Annotated in this window: 14 protein-coding genes; 8 read left to right on the top strand and 6 right to left on the bottom strand. The window is 43.0% G+C overall.

Going from position 1 to position 17,385, the window contains the following annotated elements:
* Positions 1-99 precede the first annotated feature (99 nt).
* On the bottom strand, positions 100-2,076 hold the full coding sequence (locus ACEN2L_RS06845) for a transglycosylase SLT domain-containing protein (protein ID WP_441742759.1): 1,977 nt from the start codon (positions 2,074-2,076) through the stop codon (positions 100-102).
* 242 nt (positions 2,077-2,318) lie between these two features.
* On the opposite strand from ACEN2L_RS06845, the gene fadB reads away from it, so the two are divergent.
* The 5 genes from fadB to ACEN2L_RS06820 all read left to right on the top strand — a co-directional run bounded on the left by fadB (position 2,319) and on the right by ACEN2L_RS06820 (position 9,541).
* Positions 2,319-4,487, top strand: coding sequence for a fatty acid oxidation complex subunit alpha FadB (fadB, locus tag ACEN2L_RS06840; protein WP_441742757.1), 2,169 nt, complete (start codon positions 2,319-2,321; stop codon positions 4,485-4,487).
* Between the two features lie 21 nt (positions 4,488-4,508).
* The gene (gene fadA, locus ACEN2L_RS06835; protein ID WP_306022668.1) at positions 4,509-5,672 is read left to right on the top strand and encodes an acetyl-CoA C-acyltransferase FadA; all 1,164 of its coding nucleotides are present in this window, start codon (positions 4,509-4,511) and stop codon (positions 5,670-5,672) included.
* 180 nt (positions 5,673-5,852) lie between these two features.
* Positions 5,853-6,560 (top strand): hypothetical protein, encoded by a 708-nt coding sequence (locus ACEN2L_RS06830; RefSeq protein ID WP_441742755.1) that lies wholly within the window; start codon positions 5,853-5,855, stop codon positions 6,558-6,560.
* A gap of 90 nt (positions 6,561-6,650) precedes the next feature.
* Positions 6,651-7,517 carry an ADP-polyphosphate phosphotransferase gene (locus tag ACEN2L_RS06825; protein WP_441742753.1) on the top strand — a complete coding sequence of 289 codons (867 nt, stop codon included), beginning with the start codon at positions 6,651-6,653 and terminating at the stop codon, positions 7,515-7,517.
* Between the two features lie 119 nt (positions 7,518-7,636).
* Positions 7,637-9,541: a putative bifunctional diguanylate cyclase/phosphodiesterase gene (locus tag ACEN2L_RS06820; protein WP_441742751.1), complete on the top strand. Its 1,905-nt coding sequence runs from the start codon at positions 7,637-7,639 to the stop codon at positions 9,539-9,541.
* A 7-nt stretch (positions 9,542-9,548) separates the two neighbouring features.
* Here the strand turns inward: ACEN2L_RS06820 and ACEN2L_RS06815 are convergent, their stop codons facing one another.
* Together ACEN2L_RS06815 and ACEN2L_RS06810 are read right to left on the bottom strand one after the other, a co-directional pair.
* On the bottom strand, positions 9,549-10,442 hold the full coding sequence (locus ACEN2L_RS06815; protein WP_441742749.1) for a dienelactone hydrolase family protein: 894 nt from the start codon (positions 10,440-10,442) through the stop codon (positions 9,549-9,551).
* Between the two features lie 49 nt (positions 10,443-10,491).
* Positions 10,492-10,941, bottom strand: a complete 450-nt coding sequence (locus ACEN2L_RS06810) for a DUF4174 domain-containing protein (RefSeq protein ID WP_441742747.1) — start codon at positions 10,939-10,941, stop codon at positions 10,492-10,494.
* 419 nt (positions 10,942-11,360) lie between these two features.
* Between ACEN2L_RS06810 and ACEN2L_RS06805 the strand changes: the two genes are divergently transcribed.
* Both ACEN2L_RS06805 and ACEN2L_RS06800 read left to right on the top strand, forming a co-directional pair.
* Entirely contained in the window at positions 11,361-13,103 is a 1,743-nt protein-coding gene (locus ACEN2L_RS06805) for a GGDEF domain-containing protein (RefSeq protein WP_441742745.1), read from the top strand.
* A 336-nt stretch (positions 13,104-13,439) separates the two neighbouring features.
* Positions 13,440-14,114, top strand: coding sequence for a YitT family protein (locus ACEN2L_RS06800; protein WP_306023546.1), 675 nt, complete (start codon positions 13,440-13,442; stop codon positions 14,112-14,114).
* Positions 14,115-14,169: 55 nt separating this feature from the next.
* Here the strand turns inward: ACEN2L_RS06800 and ACEN2L_RS06795 are convergent, their stop codons facing one another.
* Together ACEN2L_RS06795 and ACEN2L_RS06790 are read right to left on the bottom strand one after the other, a co-directional pair.
* Positions 14,170-14,640 carry a Dps family protein gene (locus ACEN2L_RS06795; RefSeq protein ID WP_306023547.1) on the bottom strand — a complete coding sequence of 157 codons (471 nt, stop codon included), beginning with the start codon at positions 14,638-14,640 and terminating at the stop codon, positions 14,170-14,172.
* 301 nt (positions 14,641-14,941) lie between these two features.
* The gene (locus ACEN2L_RS06790) at positions 14,942-15,334 is read right to left on the bottom strand and encodes a hypothetical protein (RefSeq protein ID WP_441742743.1); all 393 of its coding nucleotides are present in this window, start codon (positions 15,332-15,334) and stop codon (positions 14,942-14,944) included.
* Positions 15,335-15,620: 286 nt separating this feature from the next.
* Here ACEN2L_RS06790 and ACEN2L_RS06785 point away from each other — a divergent pair, with 286 nt between their 5' ends.
* Positions 15,621-16,847, top strand: coding sequence for a threonine/serine ThrE exporter family protein (locus ACEN2L_RS06785; RefSeq protein ID WP_441742741.1), 1,227 nt, complete (start codon positions 15,621-15,623; stop codon positions 16,845-16,847).
* Between the two features lie 90 nt (positions 16,848-16,937).
* Here the strand turns inward: ACEN2L_RS06785 and ACEN2L_RS06780 are convergent, their stop codons facing one another.
* On the bottom strand, positions 16,938-17,384 hold the full coding sequence (locus tag ACEN2L_RS06780) for a VOC family protein (RefSeq protein ID WP_441742739.1): 447 nt from the start codon (positions 17,382-17,384) through the stop codon (positions 16,938-16,940).
* Between the last annotated feature and the right edge of the window lies 1 nt (position 17,385).

The following is a 17,385-nucleotide window of genomic DNA, read 5'->3' as shown; positions in this document are numbered from 1 at the left end:
TTCGCTCACGTTGTGGGTGACCACATACTTATCTCTTGAACTTGAGTATAACAATGATTTCTAAAGATAAACTTGAGTTAAAACAATAAAACGTCAGGTTTAGCTTTTGGGTAAAATTTGCATGTTGGCGAGTTCTTTAAAGCGATTCTCGCGGTGACCTAATTGCTCACGGTAAATTTGTTGGTATGCCAACACCGCTTTTACGTAATTACGGGTCTCCTTATACGGGATGGTTTCAACCCATAAATCCATCGGCATACTGTCTTTTTCTGGCAACCAGTTTTGTACCCGGCGCCAGCCAGCATTATACGATGCAGTGACTAGGATAGGATTGTTATCCATTTTGTCCATTAAATAACGCATGTATTGGGTTCCCAATTCAAGGTTGGTCTCTGGATCGAACAAGCGCGAGCTGTTGAATTTTTCTTTAGCCAAATAACGCGCGGTACTAGGCATTACTTGCATCAATCCTCTCGCTCCGGCGCCTGAGTTTGCATCTGGCATAAAGGAGCTTTCTCGTCTCACAATGGCAAACGCCCACGCTGGGTCGATATTATTTTTCTCGGCATTGATTTTTAACGTTTGATCAAAAGCCATGGGAAAACGTCGTGGTAGATCATCTAAATATCCCGCTTTTGAAAAAGTGAAAATCGCTTGGTCGTGCCACCCTTTTTGATCGGCAAGTACTGCAGCAATTTTAAGTTGCTCATCACTGAGTTGCGATTGCAGAAAAAACCACTCTCGTCTCGCACTAACGTTACGTCCTAACTCACGAAATTCAAAGGCTCGCTGAGCAGCCGGCATAGTTGCAACTGAGTCTAATTCTTGTTGGCTATAAACCAATGGCGTATTGTTTAAATTGGTTTGGCGAGCTAATTTACCGCTGGCCATAAAGCCATAATAGTGACGATGATCAGCTATTTTTTCATAATTGAGCTTGGCTTGTTGCGGCGCGCCCATTTCATCAAAAGCTCTCGCTTGCCAATACTGGAACAAATAATCTTTGGTCAGAATGTCTGGGGCAAACTCAATCACATCTAAAGCATGTTTCCAGTCTTTTTCCCGCAATATATGGGCTAGATGCCACCGCACTAACTCTTCGTCTTGACTGGTTGCACTGGCTCTTTCTAACCATTCTTCTGCATCGGGATGGTCGATGATAGTTAAAGCAAGTGCAAATTTGGTGGCAATGCTTTGCTGCTGCTCTTGAGTGAACTCAAATCGAGTGGACAGTTTATGCCAACTGGTTAGTGCAAGATCACGATTATCCCAAACGAGGCGGGTTAAACCGTAAGTGATTATTTGCGTTTCGTACGCTAGATTGCGCCCTGGAAAATTCGATATACGGCTCACTTGGCTAGGTGAACGTCTCACTTTTAACCATAGATCAGCTAAATACTGTTGTTCTTTTGGCAGCAAAGATTTTAAATACGGAATCAGGGTGGTACTGCCGCCATCTGCCGCTAACGATAAACGTTGCCACACCAATTCGTCAGTGCGCATACCTAAACGTTGCCATGCTAAAAACACCTTATCGCAGGCTTTGGGTTGTGATTCTCCTACTACCCAAAGCTGCTCAATGAGTTTGAGAGCCTCTGCTTGTTGATTGGGATTGGCCAACATAAATTCAGCTTTTTGACAAGCCAGCTCGGCATCGCCAGTATCGCGATAAGCGGCTAAAAATATATCTGCTTGGTTTTTCTGTCCTAAGTAATTTAACCACTTGGCCCGTAAAGAGCGGTCAAGGGGGGAGCCAGCATAGTCAGTTAAAAACTGTTCGATCATGCTACGGTTAGCCATGTAAGGAAAAGCGATAAGCGACTTTTGCTGCAAGTAAGGCTTGAGTGGATAATCAGCCAGTTCAAGCATTAATGCTTTGAAACGATTACTATTAGGTTGGTCTGCCAGGCGTTCCGCTTCTAAAAAGTAAGCCCGCTGTAATTCTAATTTACTTTGCGTGTTTGGCTCTGCTGCACACACAACAGTAACAAGCGTTGTTAGGAGGGTAAAACTGAGGACAAAAGGAAAAATAATTTTTACTGTCATACCATTGGTTGAATAAAAACCGAAACTCATCTTAGCAAATTAATACCCGCTACTGCCTAGCTATTTTAGATAAATTGTAAAAAATGTCAGATTTAACTGGAATGACCAGTTGAAAAGAAGTTAACTACCCACATGTTAGTATGTTGCAGCTTATTTGTTAAAAGTTAGGTTGATCTTTGTACAATCTTTAATAAGAATCAGCCTCACCCTACACCGAGAAGTGGTATTCACTTTTCTTTTCATCGCTCTGGCTTAAGCCACAGGAGATAATAATGATATATGCAGGTTCAAGCCTTAAGGTTAACTTGTTGCAAGATGGTATTGCAGAAGTTGTATTTGATGCTCAAGGCTCAGTAAATAAATTCGATCGACAGACAGTGACTGAATTGGCCGAAGCTACTGAAGCATTAAAAGCTAAAGCAGACGTAAAAGGGGTCATAGTGCGTTCAGCAAAATCAACCTTTATTGTTGGTGCTGATATTACCGAATTCACTGGTTTATTTGATATGCCTGAGTCAGAAATACTCACTTGGGTTGCCCACACGTCGCAGGTTTTCGATCATTTTGAAGATTTACCTTTCCCAACTATTGCCGCGGTTAATGGTTTTGCTCTAGGTGGCGGTTGTGAAATGACCTTAGCCTGTGACTTACGTGTGGCGGATACCACAGCAAGTATCGGTTTACCCGAAGTAAAATTAGGTTTGATGCCAGGGTTCGGCGGAACCGTGCGTTTACCGCGTTTAATTGGTGCCGATAATGCACTAGAGTGGATGACCACTGGCCGTGATCGTAAAGCAGCTAAAGCATTGGCTGAAGGCGCAGTAGATGCGGTTGTTGCCCCAGATAAACTGTTAGATGCCGCACTCAGTATGCTCAAAGATGCGATTGCGGGTAAGTTTGATTGGCAAGCGCGCCGCGCGCAGAAACAAGCCCCGCTTAAGTTAAACAAAAATGAAAGCATGATGAGCTTCTCAACAGCAAAAGCCATGGTGTTTGCGCAAGCAGGTAAGCACTACCCTGCGCCTCATATGATGGTAGATACCGTTGCAAAAGCAGCAGGTTTAGATCGCGATGGTGCCCTGAAACTAGAAAACCAAGGTTTTACTACGTTGGCTAAGAGCGATGCAGCTAAGGCCCAAGTGGGGATTTTTTTAGCTGACCAATTAGTCAAGTCTAAAGGTAAAAAACAAGCTAAAGCCGCCACCAAAGCCATCAAGCAAACGGCGGTATTGGGTGCAGGCATCATGGGTGGTGGGATTGCTTATCAGTCGGCGGTCAAAGGCACGCCAGTTATCATGAAAGATATTAATCAAGCTGCTTTAGACTTAGGGTTGAAAGAAGCGGCCAAAATCCTCGGTAAAGGCATGGAACGCGGCAAGGTTGATGCTAAAACCATGGCGTCGACTCTAAACAATATCGTGCCTACGCTAGAATACAGTGCGATAAAAGATGTTGATCTCGTCATCGAAGCCGTGGTTGAAAACCCGAAGGTCAAAGGTATTGTTTTAGCCGAGACTGAACAACATGTCAGCGACGATACCGTCATCTGCTCAAACACCTCCACGATTTCAATCAATCAGTTAGCTAAGAGTTTGAAAAAGCCAGAACGTTTTTGCGGTATGCACTTTTTCAACCCTGTACACAAAATGCCATTAGTAGAAATTATTCGTGGCGAAAATACTTCACAAGACACCATATCAACCGTTGTTGCTGCCACACTAGCCATGGGTAAAACCCCTATTGTTGTGAATGATTGCCCAGGCTTTTTGGTGAATCGCGTTTTGTTCCCTTATTTTGCCGGTTTTAGCAAGTTAGTCATGGACGGTGCTGATTTTACTGCTGTTGATAAAGTCATGGAAAAAGTCTTTGGTTGGCCGATGGGGCCTGCTTATTTGCTTGATGTTGTGGGTATGGACACGGCTGATCACGCTTCTAGTGTGATGGCAGATGGTATTCCACAGCGCATGCAAAAAATTGAAAACGACCCGGTTACTTTGTTATACAAGGCGCAGCGTTTGGGTCAAAAAAATGGTAAAGGTTTCTATAATTTCAGCGTAGACAAACGAGGTCGTCCCGCTAAGGCCGCAGCACAAGAAGCCTACGAATTGTTTGCAGGCCACTGTGCGGATAAACGTGAGTTTGACGCTGACGAAATTATTGCTCGCGTGATGGTACCCATGGCTAATGAAGCGATCCGTTGTCTAGAAGAAGGTATTGTTGCTAGTGCAGCAGAAGCGGATATGGCCTTGTTGTATGGTCTGGGCTTCCCTCCTTTTAGAGGTGGTATTTTCCGTTACATTGAAACATTAGGCTTAGATAAATTTGTCGTTATGGCCGATAAGTATGCGCATTTAGGCCCTATTTATCAGATTACTGATGGTGTTCGTGCTATGGCCGATGCCGGTAAATCGTATTTTTCCGCCGATGTTAAATCAGCATAATCCCAACCTGAGGATCAGAACATGAAAGAAGTAGTAATAGTCGATTGTATTCGTACCCCAATGGGTCGTTCTAAGGGTGGGATTTTCCGTAACGTTAGAGCTGAAACACTGTCAGCTCATTTGATGAGTCAGTTAGTCGCACGTAACCCTGGACTTGATCCAAGCGAAATTGAAGACATTATTTGGGGCTGTGTACAACAAACTAAAGAGCAAGGCTTTAACATTGCTCGTAATGCACAGTTGTTAACGGACATTCCCCGCACTGTCGCCGCCGTCACAGTAAACCGTTTATGCGGTTCATCCATGCAAGCCTTACATGATGCAGCTAGTGGCATCATGAGTGGCCGTGGTGACGTGTATATGATTGGTGGGGTTGAACACATGGGCCACGTACCCATGGACTTTAACTTAGACTTTCACCCAGGTATTGCTCTGCACGCGGCACGCGCCTCTGGCAGCATGGGTATGACTGCTGAGTTATTAGGTCGTCAAAACGGTATTACTCGTGAGATGCAAGATGCCTTTGGAGCGCGTTCACATCAAAAAGCCCATGCTGCTACTGTTGAAGGTCGTTGGGCTAATGAGATCGTGCCTACCCTAGGCCATGATGCTGATGGCGTTTTAAAGCTCATTGATATTGATGAAGTGATTCGTCCTGAATCAACCGTTGAAACTATGGCGACCTTACGTCCGGTATTTGATCCAGTTAATGGCACCGTCACCGCAGGAACGTCTTCCGCACTATCAGATGGCGCATCAGCCATGTTGTTAATGTCTGCTGAGCGCGCTAAAGCCTTGGGTTTAAAACCGCGTGCAAAAATTCGCTCAATGGCGGTCGCAGGGTGTGATGCGGCGATCATGGGTTACGGACCTGTACCAGCCACCAAAAAAGCCCTGCAACGTGCGGGTTTGAGTATGGCTGATATTGAACTTGCTGAATTTAATGAAGCCTTTGCCGCGCAAGCCTTGTCGTGTATTAAACAGCTTGGTTGGATTGATACCTATGAAGATAAAGTCAATCTTAACGGTGGAGCTATCGCACTTGGTCACCCATTGGGTTGTTCTGGCTCGCGTATATCCACCACCTTGATTAACTTGATGGAAGCGCAAGATAAAACGATTGGTTTGGCCACCATGTGTATCGGCTTAGGCCAAGGTATTGCCACGGTGTTTGAACGGGTATAAACCTTATAACATGATAAAAAAGGCGCCTACGGCGCCTTTTTTGTGCCCGATACCATCGGATAGTTTAATCAGGTTTTCAGTCACAATATACCTTGCTAGTAAGGCGCATTGTAATGCCAGTGCACATCGTTCACTATTTACAGTAAAGTAGCGTCATTAAGGATATTGCGCTGTTATTTCATGAATAGAAAAGTACTAAGAGTTGCCCGTTTTATCCATAAATGGGCGGGTTTATTGTTAGCCATTCAATTACTGTTTTGGATACTGGGTGGTCTGGTCATGAGCGCGATTCCGTTAGAGAAAGTGCATGGCAAACATTTAGCCACGCTGCACTTAGCGAATCCCTTTAAATTGCATGAGTACACCTACTCCCTTGACGCGCTTGTTAAAGACACGCCAGCGTTGATCCATGCTATTCACTACAGGTCAATCTTAGCGCGTCCGGTATATTTGTTTGATACGTCAAAAGGGCAGCGAGCCTACGATGCGCAAACCGGTGAATACCTAACACATTTTGACAACGACACCATTGGACACATTGCGCAACAACATTATTTGGGCTCTGGTGTAATAAAAATGGTTACTTTACTTGAGCAGTCACCTCAAGAGGTGGGTAAAGCTAATGAGCCTATTTGGTCGGTCGAGTTTACTGATGCGTGGACAACAACCCTGTATGTATCACCTAGCACAGCGCAAGTGGTAAAAGTGCGCAGTGACATTTGGCGCATTTTTGATTTCTTCTGGATGCTGCATATTATGGATTATGATGAAAGAGAGAATATCAATAATCCACTGCTCATTGGTTTTTCGGCCAGTGCCCTACTCTTTACTATCACTGGCATTGTGTTGTTGTTTCATTCATTTCGTCTTAAACGTCGTGTTAAATAAGGCCGTCTGAGGGTAAACCATGACTTGTAAATCTCGCTTGATAGGTATTCACTGGTAGCACTACTTTTTGACTCTCACGCAGGATGAATAATGAAATTTGATATCAGCGACTTTAGGGTAAAAGAGGGGCATGAGTGCGATCTCAGCCAATGGCCAACCTTAACCGAAGCCTTATATGACTCTAAAAAACATTATCATAAAAAACTGAAAAAACAGATTAAGAAATTAAGTAAGTTACAGCGTCTGTTGTATGCCACCAATGAGCACTCGGTGTTATTGATTTTTCAGGCTATGGACGCCGCCGGTAAGGATGGAGCAATTCGTCATGTGATGTCGGGGATTAACCCTCAGGGCTGTCAGGTCACCAGTTTTAAACATCCAACCGCCACCGAGCTTGATCATGATTTTATGTGGCGTACTAATCAGGCACTGCCAGAGCGCGGTCGCATCGGCATTTTTAATCGCTCTTATTATGAAGAGGTATTAATTGTAAGAGTGCATCCTGAAATTCTTGAAAGTCAGCGTATTCCCGACCAAAAATTGGACACTAACCATATTTGGCAAGAGCGTTATCAATCTATCGTGCAGTCCGAGCAGCACTTAAATAGAAATGGCACTACAATTTTGAAGTTCTTTTTGCATTTATCCCAAGAAGAACAACGTCAACGTTTTCTTGCACGCATTGATAATCCAAATAAAAATTGGAAGTTTAGTGAAGCTGATATCAAAGAAAGACAATTTTGGCCTAAATACATGGAAGCTTATGGTGCCTGCTTGAGCGCTACCAGTAGCGATAATGCGCCTTGGCATATTATCCCAGCAGACGATAAAAAAAATGCTCGTATCATCATAGCTAAAATAATCGTTGAAGCATTTAAATCTTTGGATATGCACTATCCAGTTAGTGACGAAAAGCGCATTGCGGAATTAGAAAAGTTCCGGAAAAAACTCGCTTAGCAGGAGAGTATAACGTTTACAACTGGCGGATAATTGTTGTACTTTTGTTAATATGTAGCACGGTTTAGTGGCGTCGACACAATGGAATTGGAGTCTTTATTAAAATCTTAAAGTACCTGATGCGCTTGGCGGATGGCGGGGCGAGAAGCCCGCAAGTTGTCTTTGCGCAATTTAATGAACTCATTACAAAAGTCCCTTTGTTGTATGCCATATTACTGGTCAACTCCCTTAGTTTGGCTTACACCCATTATGCGATTGCACCCGATTATTTGACTATTTATGTTTCGGCATTTTTGTGTGTAACCTGTGTTACGCGGGCTATTCGCTGGTATCGATTTAAAAATCTCACTTTCAGTTTAGAGCAGGCAATACATCAAATAAGAATGACGGTGTTTTTCGCTAATGTTATGGGAATAGGCTTCTCGTGGTGGGCCTATACCTTATATCAATATGGGGATTTCGCGCTGCAGTCCCATGTGGCTTATTATCTATCCATCACGGTCATCGGAATTATTATTTGCTTGATTCACTTGCCTGCTGCCGCGTGGTCAGCCTCAGTGACAGTCGGCGTTCCCTTTGTGATATTTTTCACGTCTTCAGGCGAGCCGGTGTTTATTGCTATTGCTAGTAATTTTATCATGGTCGTAGCGGTATTAGTCATGATCACCCTGAGTTATTACCGCGCCTTTTCTAGTGTTATTGACGCCAAACAAACCTTAGAACTCCAAAATAGGCAAACCCGAAAACTGAATGCGCAAAATGAATTATTAGCGAACCAAGACGGTTTGACTAAGTTGGCAAATAGGCGCAGTTTTGCCAACTTTTTAAATAAAAAATTAGCCGATGAAAATCAGCAAGATAGTTTTATAGTGGGGTTAATTGATTTAGACGGGTTTAAGCCGGTCAATGATATACATGGCCATGCAGCAGGTGACCGAGTGTTGACGGAAGTCAGCGCTAGACTCAAAAAATTGCTGCCAAAGGACATTATGTTAGCCAGAATCGGCGGTGACGAATTTGCCTTAGTGATTGACCACAGTACGGATCACAAAGAAATCCAACTCTTAGGTAAAGGGATAACCGAAGTACTACAGAAACCTTTCACTATGCGCACCGGCCTTGTTCAAATATCCGGTTCATGTGGTTTTGCCATATACCCAGAAGCAGGTAACACCGCCGATGAATTAATGGATCGAGCAGACTTTGCCTTGTATGAAGCAAAAAGCAGGGCACGAGGTTGCTCTATTATTTTTTCTACAGAACACGAGCAACTTATTAGGCAAAAATCACAAGTCGAATTAGCCTTAACCCAAAGCGTCAGTAGTCAGCAAATGACCTTGCACTACCAACCTATTGTGGATGGCAATACCGGAAAAATAGTGGGTTTAGAGGCTTTAGCTCGCTGGTTCCACAGTGAGTTGGGCCATATTCCACCCGACCAGTTTATTGCCATTGCAGAAAAAACCGGTATCGTCACTGAAATCACGCTCAGCTTATTTGAACAAGCTATCCAACAACTGAGTTTATGGCCGGAACCCTTGTACCTATCCTTTAACTTATCGGTACACGACGTGATTAATCGTAAAACATTGGTTCAACTCAAACATATTCTCGATAAGCATGGAGTTGCCAGCTCCAGAGTGCAGTTTGAGATAACCGAAACCACCATGATGTCGGACTTAGAACATTGCTCCAACATCACCAGAGAATTACAACAAATGGGCTTCAAAATAGCCCTTGATGACTTTGGCTCGGGTTATTCAAGCTTAAGTTATTTGCATAAATTAGCATTTGATACCCTAAAAATCGACCGTAGTTTTGTACACAACTTACATGTTGATCAACGCAGTCAGGGCATTGTTAAAACCATACTCGCCTTGTGCGAAAGCTTCAATGTTAGCTGCACCGTTGAAGGGGTGGAAAGCGAAGAGCAAAAAGATTTGTTATTAGCACTAGGTTGCACACACATGCAGGGCTACTATTTCTATCGCCCTGCTAACATTGAACAGTTTACTCTGCGTTAAGTTTTTCTTACCCGACTAAGTGGCTGGCAAAAAAGTGTAGCGTGCGCTCCCACGCAAGTTCTGCGGCCGCTGCATCATATCGACTAGTAGAATCATTGTGAAAACCATGTTGAGTGCCGGGGTAGGTAAAAGCCTGAAACTTAACCTTGTTGGCTTCTAGTACAGATTTGTATTGTGGCCACGTATCGTTAACCCGTTTGTCTTGTTCGGCAAATTGTAAGAGGATAGGGGCCTTTACGTGTTTAACTAAGTCGTCGCTTGCCGGTGTACCGTAAAAAGGGACGGCGGCATGAATGAGTTCAGGCACTGCCGCGGCCAAATAATTACTGATGTAAGCACCAAAACAAAATCCTACTACGCCTAATTTGCCATTGGCTAGCTCGTGGTTTTTCAAAAATCCAGCGCCAGCAATAAAGTCTTGTTCAATTTTACTGCGCTCAAGTTCACGTTGCAGGGCTCTGCCTTCGTCGTCGTTGCCAGGATAACCTCCCACTGGAAATAACGCGTCTGGCGCAAATGCAATGTATCCCTGTTTAGCCAGTCGCCTCGCGACATCTTCAATATAGGGATTGAGTCCGCGGTTCTCATGCACAACCAACACGCCAGGTAACTTTTTGTCTAGTTGTTTAGGCGTCACTAAATAGCCACGACCTTTCCCATGACCATGAGGTGACAAAAACTCATGATATTGCGCTGTGATATCTGGGTCATTAAAAGACACTTGCTCAGCCAATGCGTAGTTAGGTGTTAACGCTTGCGTTAACGTGCCTAAAGTCAAACCTACCACCGATAAAGAGGCTAAGCGGCTCAAAAAAGTACGGCGATCGATATCGCCATGGGCATATTCGTCATACCAGTCAAAGGCCTGTTGTGGAATTTTTGCTACATTTTTGTTGCGCATATTTTGATCTCCGTTAAGCCTGATCTAAACGAGTATTGAGTTGAAAAGATCAATTGTGCTTTTGCATCTCTTGTTGGCGCATAGGCATGCTATCAATACGCTGCAATACCTCGGCAAGTGTAAACGTTTGGCGGCGTAATTTTATTCCACCATCTTTACCAATCAAAACAACATTGGAGCTAATAAGTTCATTGCGTATTTGTTGTTTAGCGGTAATAGATAATGGGCTGATAAAATTGCTATCGAGCTGCTCGCCGTCGAGCCAAAACCAAACTATTTCACGTTCAGCGATAGCTGCGTCTTCTGTAGCTAATAGAGTCATGGTTTCTTTTGGTAACACGCTGCCGTTTAGCAATATAAGCCGATTTTGCCATGCTAATGCTTCTAAAGTATCTATAGTTTGCGGCTGTGCATTTGCAATATTGAACGAGAATGAAGCAGTGCAGAGACACAAATAAGCGCTAAGGTTACGGGGAATTTTCATGTCAGGTTTTACCATGCTATTTTGTACCTATGACTTACAGTATGGCGTTATTTATTAAGTATCAAGGAAAAGATAATTCACCAAACTTTCAGTCCCATAACTCTTAGTGTTAGCTAAAATAAGGTAAATGAGTAGATAAATCCTGTTGGTTATATAAGCTAATATTGTTATTGCTACACAGATAGGACTTACGGGTAATGCTAACTCGCCAGAGTAAAAATATGAGGGGTTAGTGTAGTGGCATGCCATACAGGTGTTGGGTGGACTAAATTGGATACGGAATAGTGAAAATATCATCGAAATTCTTATGTTGTTTAATCCTCGGTTGCCACCTTTTTATTTGCCTTAAAGGATATGCGAATACTGAATTTTTTAATGAAACTCAGCTTCTTAAAGAGCTTGAGGCTTTACGTAATAACGCGGGCAAGTCACCTGTGGATAAATTATCCCAGACACAAAATTATATCCAAAAAAGCACTCATAACGATTGGCAATTAGCCAATTTGACCGCCAATGTACTTAAATTTGAGTTGCTCCATAAACTGGATGAATCTGGTATTTCGTCGGCTGAGCTTAAGTCTCTTAAACAGCAGGCAAAGTTACTTAACAGTGGCAACAACCTTATTCGACTTGATCTTCTTGAGCTTAATTCACTGTCTTTTCATGACAACACCAAGGTCACGGTGACAAAACAACTTTATCTTCTTGAGGAGGCTGTAAAGATTGAGGACAAGCGTCTTGCTGCAGATATCTACAGTGAGGTTGGCCGAAGTCAAATCGTGCTTTCTAACTGGACAGGGGCAATTTTATCGTTAAATAAAGCTCACGATCTGTATTTACAGAGCAATGATTTAGAGGGGCTAGGCGGGGTGCTAAATATGCTAGGCAGCATCAATATTTCGCTCAAAAACTTCGAATCCGCGGTTAAATATTTCCAAGAAGCCATCGATATAGCTAACAAACAAGGGGATGTTTTTAGAGCATCTATTATTTATTATAATATCGGCGAAGCCTACTTTGAGAGCAAGGATTTAGTGGAGGCTTTACGTAATCACGAGGCTGCATTAGCACTGAGTGTCTCATTGAAAGATGAGAGCGGTATCGCCTATTCGCAAGCAGCCTTGGCTGATATTTTTGCGGTAAACGAAGAATGGCAAACTGCCATTGAGTTGTATAAAAAAAGCTATGAAAAATTTGTAGAAACCGGTAATTATCGCCGTCAAGTTGTTATTTTAATCGGGCTGAGTAAGTGTTATCTGGGATTAAAGGATGATGTTCGTGCCATGCAAACGATAGAAAAAATAGCAATGCTCCTCGCCAACTTAGATGACCCTTATAATCAAGTTAAATACAACGCGGTGCTGGCAGATGCTCTGTTTTTACAAGGTGAGCATGCTTTGGCCTTTGAAACCTTGAAAAAGAACGTACAGCTAATGAGTGAATTGAAAATCTTAGAGCAAGAAAAAGAAATTCAAAAATATAAAGTGCAGTTTGAGTCTCAACTGACAGAAGAGCAAAACGCTGCCTTGCGCATGCAAAATCAACTGAACTCATTAACTATCGAGCAGCAAAAAAAGCAAGCCAACATTTGGCTGTTAGTCATTGCGTTAACCGTAGTGTTATTGCTTTTCATGCTGTGGATCTTGATGACGAAGATTAAACACAGTAATCGTTTTAAGGCGATGGCATTTGTTGACCCACTGACGTCGTCGCCAAACCGGCGGTATATTCTTGAGCACGCTAAGCGCATATTTGACAACGCGCAGCAGGACGAAAAAAATACCTTAACCATCGCTATTATTGATATAGACAAGTTTAAAGTGATCAACGATAAATTTGGTCATAATACCGGTGATAATGTGCTAAAAGCGTTCGCGCAAGTGTGTAAAGAGAATTTGCGAGGTACGGATGCCTTTGGACGCTATGGCGGTGAAGAATGGCTGATAGTATTTCAACATGGCAGCCAAGGGGCAATTAAGTCTGCATTTGAGCGCCTGCGTGAAGCCTTAAATTCGCAGCTAATTATTGGTTTACCCGATAGCGAAAACGTGACGTTTTCAATGGGGGTTGCACAATTTGACCCGAATACCGACATTAGCTTGCAAGGGCTTATCAGTCGTGCCGATGAAAATCTCTACATGGCAAAAGAACGTGGGCGTAATCAGCTAGTATGCTGAATGTTTTGCATCTCTTTGCTGCTTCAACCCTTGTTTTCCGCCTTTTTAACCGCCTAAGTTTAGCCCTTATTTATGCTCGTTCAACATGAGTGCCTTGGCAAATTTCGGGCGCGATAACAATCCGTCAACACCCTGTTTACCATAGTGTCGAAAGTCGTAAAGCTGTGTGAACAGTGCTGTATAAAATAGCAGCAAGTGTCTTGCTGAGCAGACTATTAAAATGAGTCTGGTTCGGTAAACTGCGCACCCTTGAAACCGTCTTGTTTCACTTAGGGCTTGCTGGCCGTGACACGGTCAGTGATTTCGTTCATTACGCAGCTAAAGGTGTTTCTTTTCATGCAATTTCCTACCCACCGATTTTATGAAGATGTCATGGCTTTATTCTGTGCAGGTGTCATGGTGTCTTTTGGCGTAACCCTGTTTAACAGTCATCAGCTGATCACCGGAGGAACAGCTGGATTAGCCATTATCGGTATGCACTTTACCTCGTTAAGTTTCGGTGCTCTATTTTTCTTAATTAATGTGCCCTTTTACTTTATTGCATGGACTCAGCTTTCAAAGCGCTTCACCATCAATACCTTTATTTCGGTGACTATGGTGTCATTAATGACCGAGTACATGCCGATGTTGATTAAAATTGAAGAGGTACATCCGGTCTTCGCGGCCACAGTAGGCGGCATGTTAATTGGGGTGGGTTTACTTATTATGTTCAGGCATAAATCGAGCTTAGGTGGTTTAGGTATTTTGGCGCTTTTTTTACAAAATAAGTATTCAATCCGCGCCGGCAACTTTGGTTTGTTAGTTGACACTTTAATCTTGAGTTCTTCGCTATTGATGTATTCTTTTGATGTGGTGCTGTTATCCGTAATGGGGGCGATTACCTTAAACTTGCTAATAGCGGTGAATCACAAACCCGGTCGTTATCAAGCCTTTGTTGAAGTCAAAGCGAAAAAACCAAGCGAGCAAAAAGATATTGAGTTACATGAGTCGGTGTGCAGCACCTTTAAATAAACCAAGTTCAATAAAAAAGGTGCAATCAATGCACCTTTTTTAATTTTTAAACCGCTTATTGCGTTAATGCACGTAACATCCAAGCGGTTTTTTCATGCAAGCGCATGCGGTCAGACACTAACGCGGCAGTTGACTCATCGTCAGCTTCTTGTGCTGATTTCAACACTGTTCGGCAGGTTTTCACCACTGATTCATGGCTTTTAACTAATATCTGCACCATTTCTGCTGCTTGCGGAACACCTTCAACTTCTTCAATTGAGCTTAAACGTACAAACTCTTTATAGGTGCCCGGTGCTGCTACATCTAAGGTACGGATACGTTCTGCTATGTCATCTACCGCTACCGCTAATTCGGTGTAGTGCTCTTCAAACATTAAATGTAGTTCACGGAAACGTGCGCCTGTTACATTCCAGTGGAAGTTATGGGTTTGTAAGTACAGAGTATAGGTATCAGCCAGTAAGCGTTTTAGACCCTCAGCAATAGTTTGACGATCCGCTTGATTAATTCCAATATCAATAGTGCTCATAGTTAGCTCCTTAATTAGATTAGTTTACGCTCTGATGCTTGAGGCATTTCACCACATTCAAGTTCAACTTAATGTTGCTAATCTTGACGTGCCAGCCCAAAACAAAAAAATTGATGTCGTAACAAGACATGAGGCTAAGTTAACATTAATCAAGTGCTTAGCGCTAAGCAGTAAAAACGATTGTAGTAATCTAGTTTTGCCATGAGTTAGCAATTAATGAGGGTGAGCGAACGGTGACGTATTTTCGGTAAGCGCGAGTAGCTATGTTATGTTTTGGCGTGGAACGCGAGCTTTTTTGTCTTTAGGCTAATGTGTTATCTCGTAAAATATCGTGTAAATAAGCCATTAACACTTTTTCATCTTTGTGAATGTGTATTGGCATTGTAAGTGGCCCATCTTTAGGGAAATTACCTGCTCGTACAAAAATACTGTTATCCACTATGCCAACCCCTAAACAGCCGGATTGCTGTAACTTGATATAACCTCGGTACATGGTTTCTATGGCGTCACTGGTAATACCCGCACTTGGCTCAGGGCGCTGCAGCATAACCCATTGTTTGACTGGCTCGGCGACTCTGAGCATTTCCTCTGTAATGGCAATCACCCCTGCTTTATTAAAGCCATGAGAGTAATCACAATACACAATATTGCCGATTAACTTAATTGAATATTCGCCATGAATAGGTTCAAACATAGAGCAATCTCGTTTCAGTTAATGCTTAAAATGATCTGTGAAAGTCAGTGCTATCGAGTTTAGCTGGCTTGGAAAATTTTACCATGACGCCTGCTGGAGTGGTGCTCTTTCCTGTCTAATTACCATGCCTTAACTATTGCTTACTGAGTCACCAGCTTAGTCTTAAAAGCATTAGTTTTTATAATTCGATTGAGCAAAAATTGTGCATTGCTCAAACCTACTGCAAACACTACAATCCGCGCTTTAATGACATCGTGTCAATGGCTTATATACAGAGTACAAAGTAGTGAACAAAAGCGAGTTTATTCAAATACGTCGATTTATCGTTAAGCTTGGCAAAATGTTGCATAAGTACGGGACGCCTGCGTTTCGTCTTGAGGCGTATTTGCATGAAGTTGCTGCTTACTTGGGTGTGCATGCCTCGTTTTTATCAACACCGACGTCTCTTACCTTTGTTATCTGGAGTGATAAACACGAAGACGAGTATAATCATGCCGCGCGAGTTGAGCCCGGTGATTTAGATATGAATTTACTTTCGCTCACCGATGAATTGGCGATTCAATTATTATCCGGTGAATTATCGTTAACGGAAGCGGATAAACGTTTAGACGAGATCAGCTTAATGCCAAGCCCCTACGGTAAGTTACTTACTGGTTTGGCCTTCGGTTTGTCGACCGGCGCTTTCGCTATGCTGATGGGGGCGAGTTTGCGAGAAGTCATTTGGTCAGGCTTGTTGGGCTTAGTGGCGTATATCTGGACCTTATGGGCGCAATATTCTAAACGCGTTAACTTGATGTTAGAGCCTGTGACGTCTTTTGTGGCTGGTTTACTTGCCTGCGCCATTAGCTACTATATTGCGCCGGGTATCAATATCCCCTTGATGGTGTTGTCATCGGTCATTATTTTAGTGCCTGGTTTGTCTTTGACCATGGGCTTGGCAGAGCTGTCTTCTCGCAACTTAATGTCAGGCACTGCACGGGTAATGGACGCGATGATGCAGCTATTCAAATTGTATTTTGGTGCATTTTTGGGGATCAGTGTTGGTTTTAGTTTGTTTGGCACAAATGAATTTTTACCTGAAGCTTCTCTGCCTTTTTGGGCGACTTGGCTTGCGGTATTTTTGTTGTGTTTTGCTTTGGTTGCCATCTTTCGTACACGGGTCAAACACATTCCCTGGGCCCTCCTTTCTGCTTTTATTGCTTATGGTGCGTCAACGTGGAGTTCGGCTTATTTAGATTTTGGCTTGGGTACCTTTGTAGGTGCTTTTGCGCTGGGCGTATACGCCAACTTATTTACCAAGTTTGCTAATGCGCCTTCGGCGATTGTTGCCATGCACGGATTGATTGTGCTGGTGCCAGGCTCAAAAACCTATATTGGTTTAAACTCCTTTATTTCGGGCCAAGATTTTGTACAAGCTGATCATATTGGCCAAGAAGTGTTTTTAATTTTCATGTCGCTAGTCGCAGGGCTTATTTTTGCTAACGTAGTGATGCCAACAAAAAAATCGCTTTAATGAATAAGGCTTAAGGTTTTAAAAAGGTGAATGTCAGCCAGCTTTTCACTGTAATCTAAACAATCTACTGGCTACTGATAGCGCAACACATTATGGATTGTTACCAGTGGTGTATGATGAGTGAGCAAACAATTGAGACATGTCTTTAAACGCTTTAAATTCCAGAGCATTGCCTGCGGGGTCAAGAAAAAATAAGGTGGCTTGTTCGCCCACTTGGCCTTTAAACCGAATATAAGGTTCAATAACAAACCTTATCTGTGCTTTTTGCAGCTTATCGGCCAACTGTTGCCAAGTTTCCCAGCCTAGCACAACGCCAAAGTGCGGAACGGGTACCGCATGCTCGTCGACTTGATTATGTTTAGGGGCACTGGGCATTTGCTCAACCAAATGCGTCACCAATTGATGTCCAAAAAAGTCCCAGTCTATCCATTGTGCAGAGCTACGCCCTTGCTGACACCCTAACAACTCACCATAAAAGGCGCGCGCGTTATCTAAACAATCTACTGGAACGGCAAGATGAAAAGGCATGATAGTCATG

Origin of the sequence: Flavobacterium sp. W21_SRS_FM6 (assembly GCF_052119645.1) — a bacterium.
Classification (GTDB): Bacteria; Pseudomonadota; Gammaproteobacteria; order Enterobacterales; family Alteromonadaceae; genus Paraglaciecola.
Note: the sequence above shows the minus strand (reverse complement) of the source record. Positions and strands in the feature narration are given on the sequence as shown.

Excerpts from the sequence above, each read along its gene's own strand:
- ACEN2L_RS06845 (WP_441742759.1), bottom strand. The coding sequence starts at position 2,076 with ATGAGTTTCGGTTTTTATTCAACCAATGGTATGACAGTAAAAATTATT.
- fadB (WP_441742757.1), top strand. The coding sequence starts at position 2,319 with ATGATATATGCAGGTTCAAGCCTTAAGGTTAACTTGTTGCAAGATGGT.
- fadA (WP_306022668.1), top strand. The coding sequence starts at position 4,509 with ATGAAAGAAGTAGTAATAGTCGATTGTATTCGTACCCCAATGGGTCGT.
- ACEN2L_RS06830 (WP_441742755.1), top strand. The coding sequence starts at position 5,853 with ATGAATAGAAAAGTACTAAGAGTTGCCCGTTTTATCCATAAATGGGCG.
- ACEN2L_RS06825 (WP_441742753.1), top strand. The coding sequence starts at position 6,651 with ATGAAATTTGATATCAGCGACTTTAGGGTAAAAGAGGGGCATGAGTGC.
- ACEN2L_RS06820 (WP_441742751.1), top strand. The coding sequence starts at position 7,637 with ATGCGCTTGGCGGATGGCGGGGCGAGAAGCCCGCAAGTTGTCTTTGCG.
- ACEN2L_RS06815 (WP_441742749.1), bottom strand. The coding sequence starts at position 10,442 with ATGCGCAACAAAAATGTAGCAAAAATTCCACAACAGGCCTTTGACTGG.
- ACEN2L_RS06810 (WP_441742747.1), bottom strand. The coding sequence starts at position 10,941 with ATGGTAAAACCTGACATGAAAATTCCCCGTAACCTTAGCGCTTATTTG.
- ACEN2L_RS06800 (WP_306023546.1), top strand. The coding sequence starts at position 13,440 with ATGCAATTTCCTACCCACCGATTTTATGAAGATGTCATGGCTTTATTC.
- ACEN2L_RS06795 (WP_306023547.1), bottom strand. The coding sequence starts at position 14,640 with ATGAGCACTATTGATATTGGAATTAATCAAGCGGATCGTCAAACTATT.
- ACEN2L_RS06790 (WP_441742743.1), bottom strand. The coding sequence starts at position 15,334 with ATGTTTGAACCTATTCATGGCGAATATTCAATTAAGTTAATCGGCAAT.
- ACEN2L_RS06780 (WP_441742739.1), bottom strand. The coding sequence starts at position 17,384 with ATGACTATCATGCCTTTTCATCTTGCCGTTCCAGTAGATTGTTTAGAT.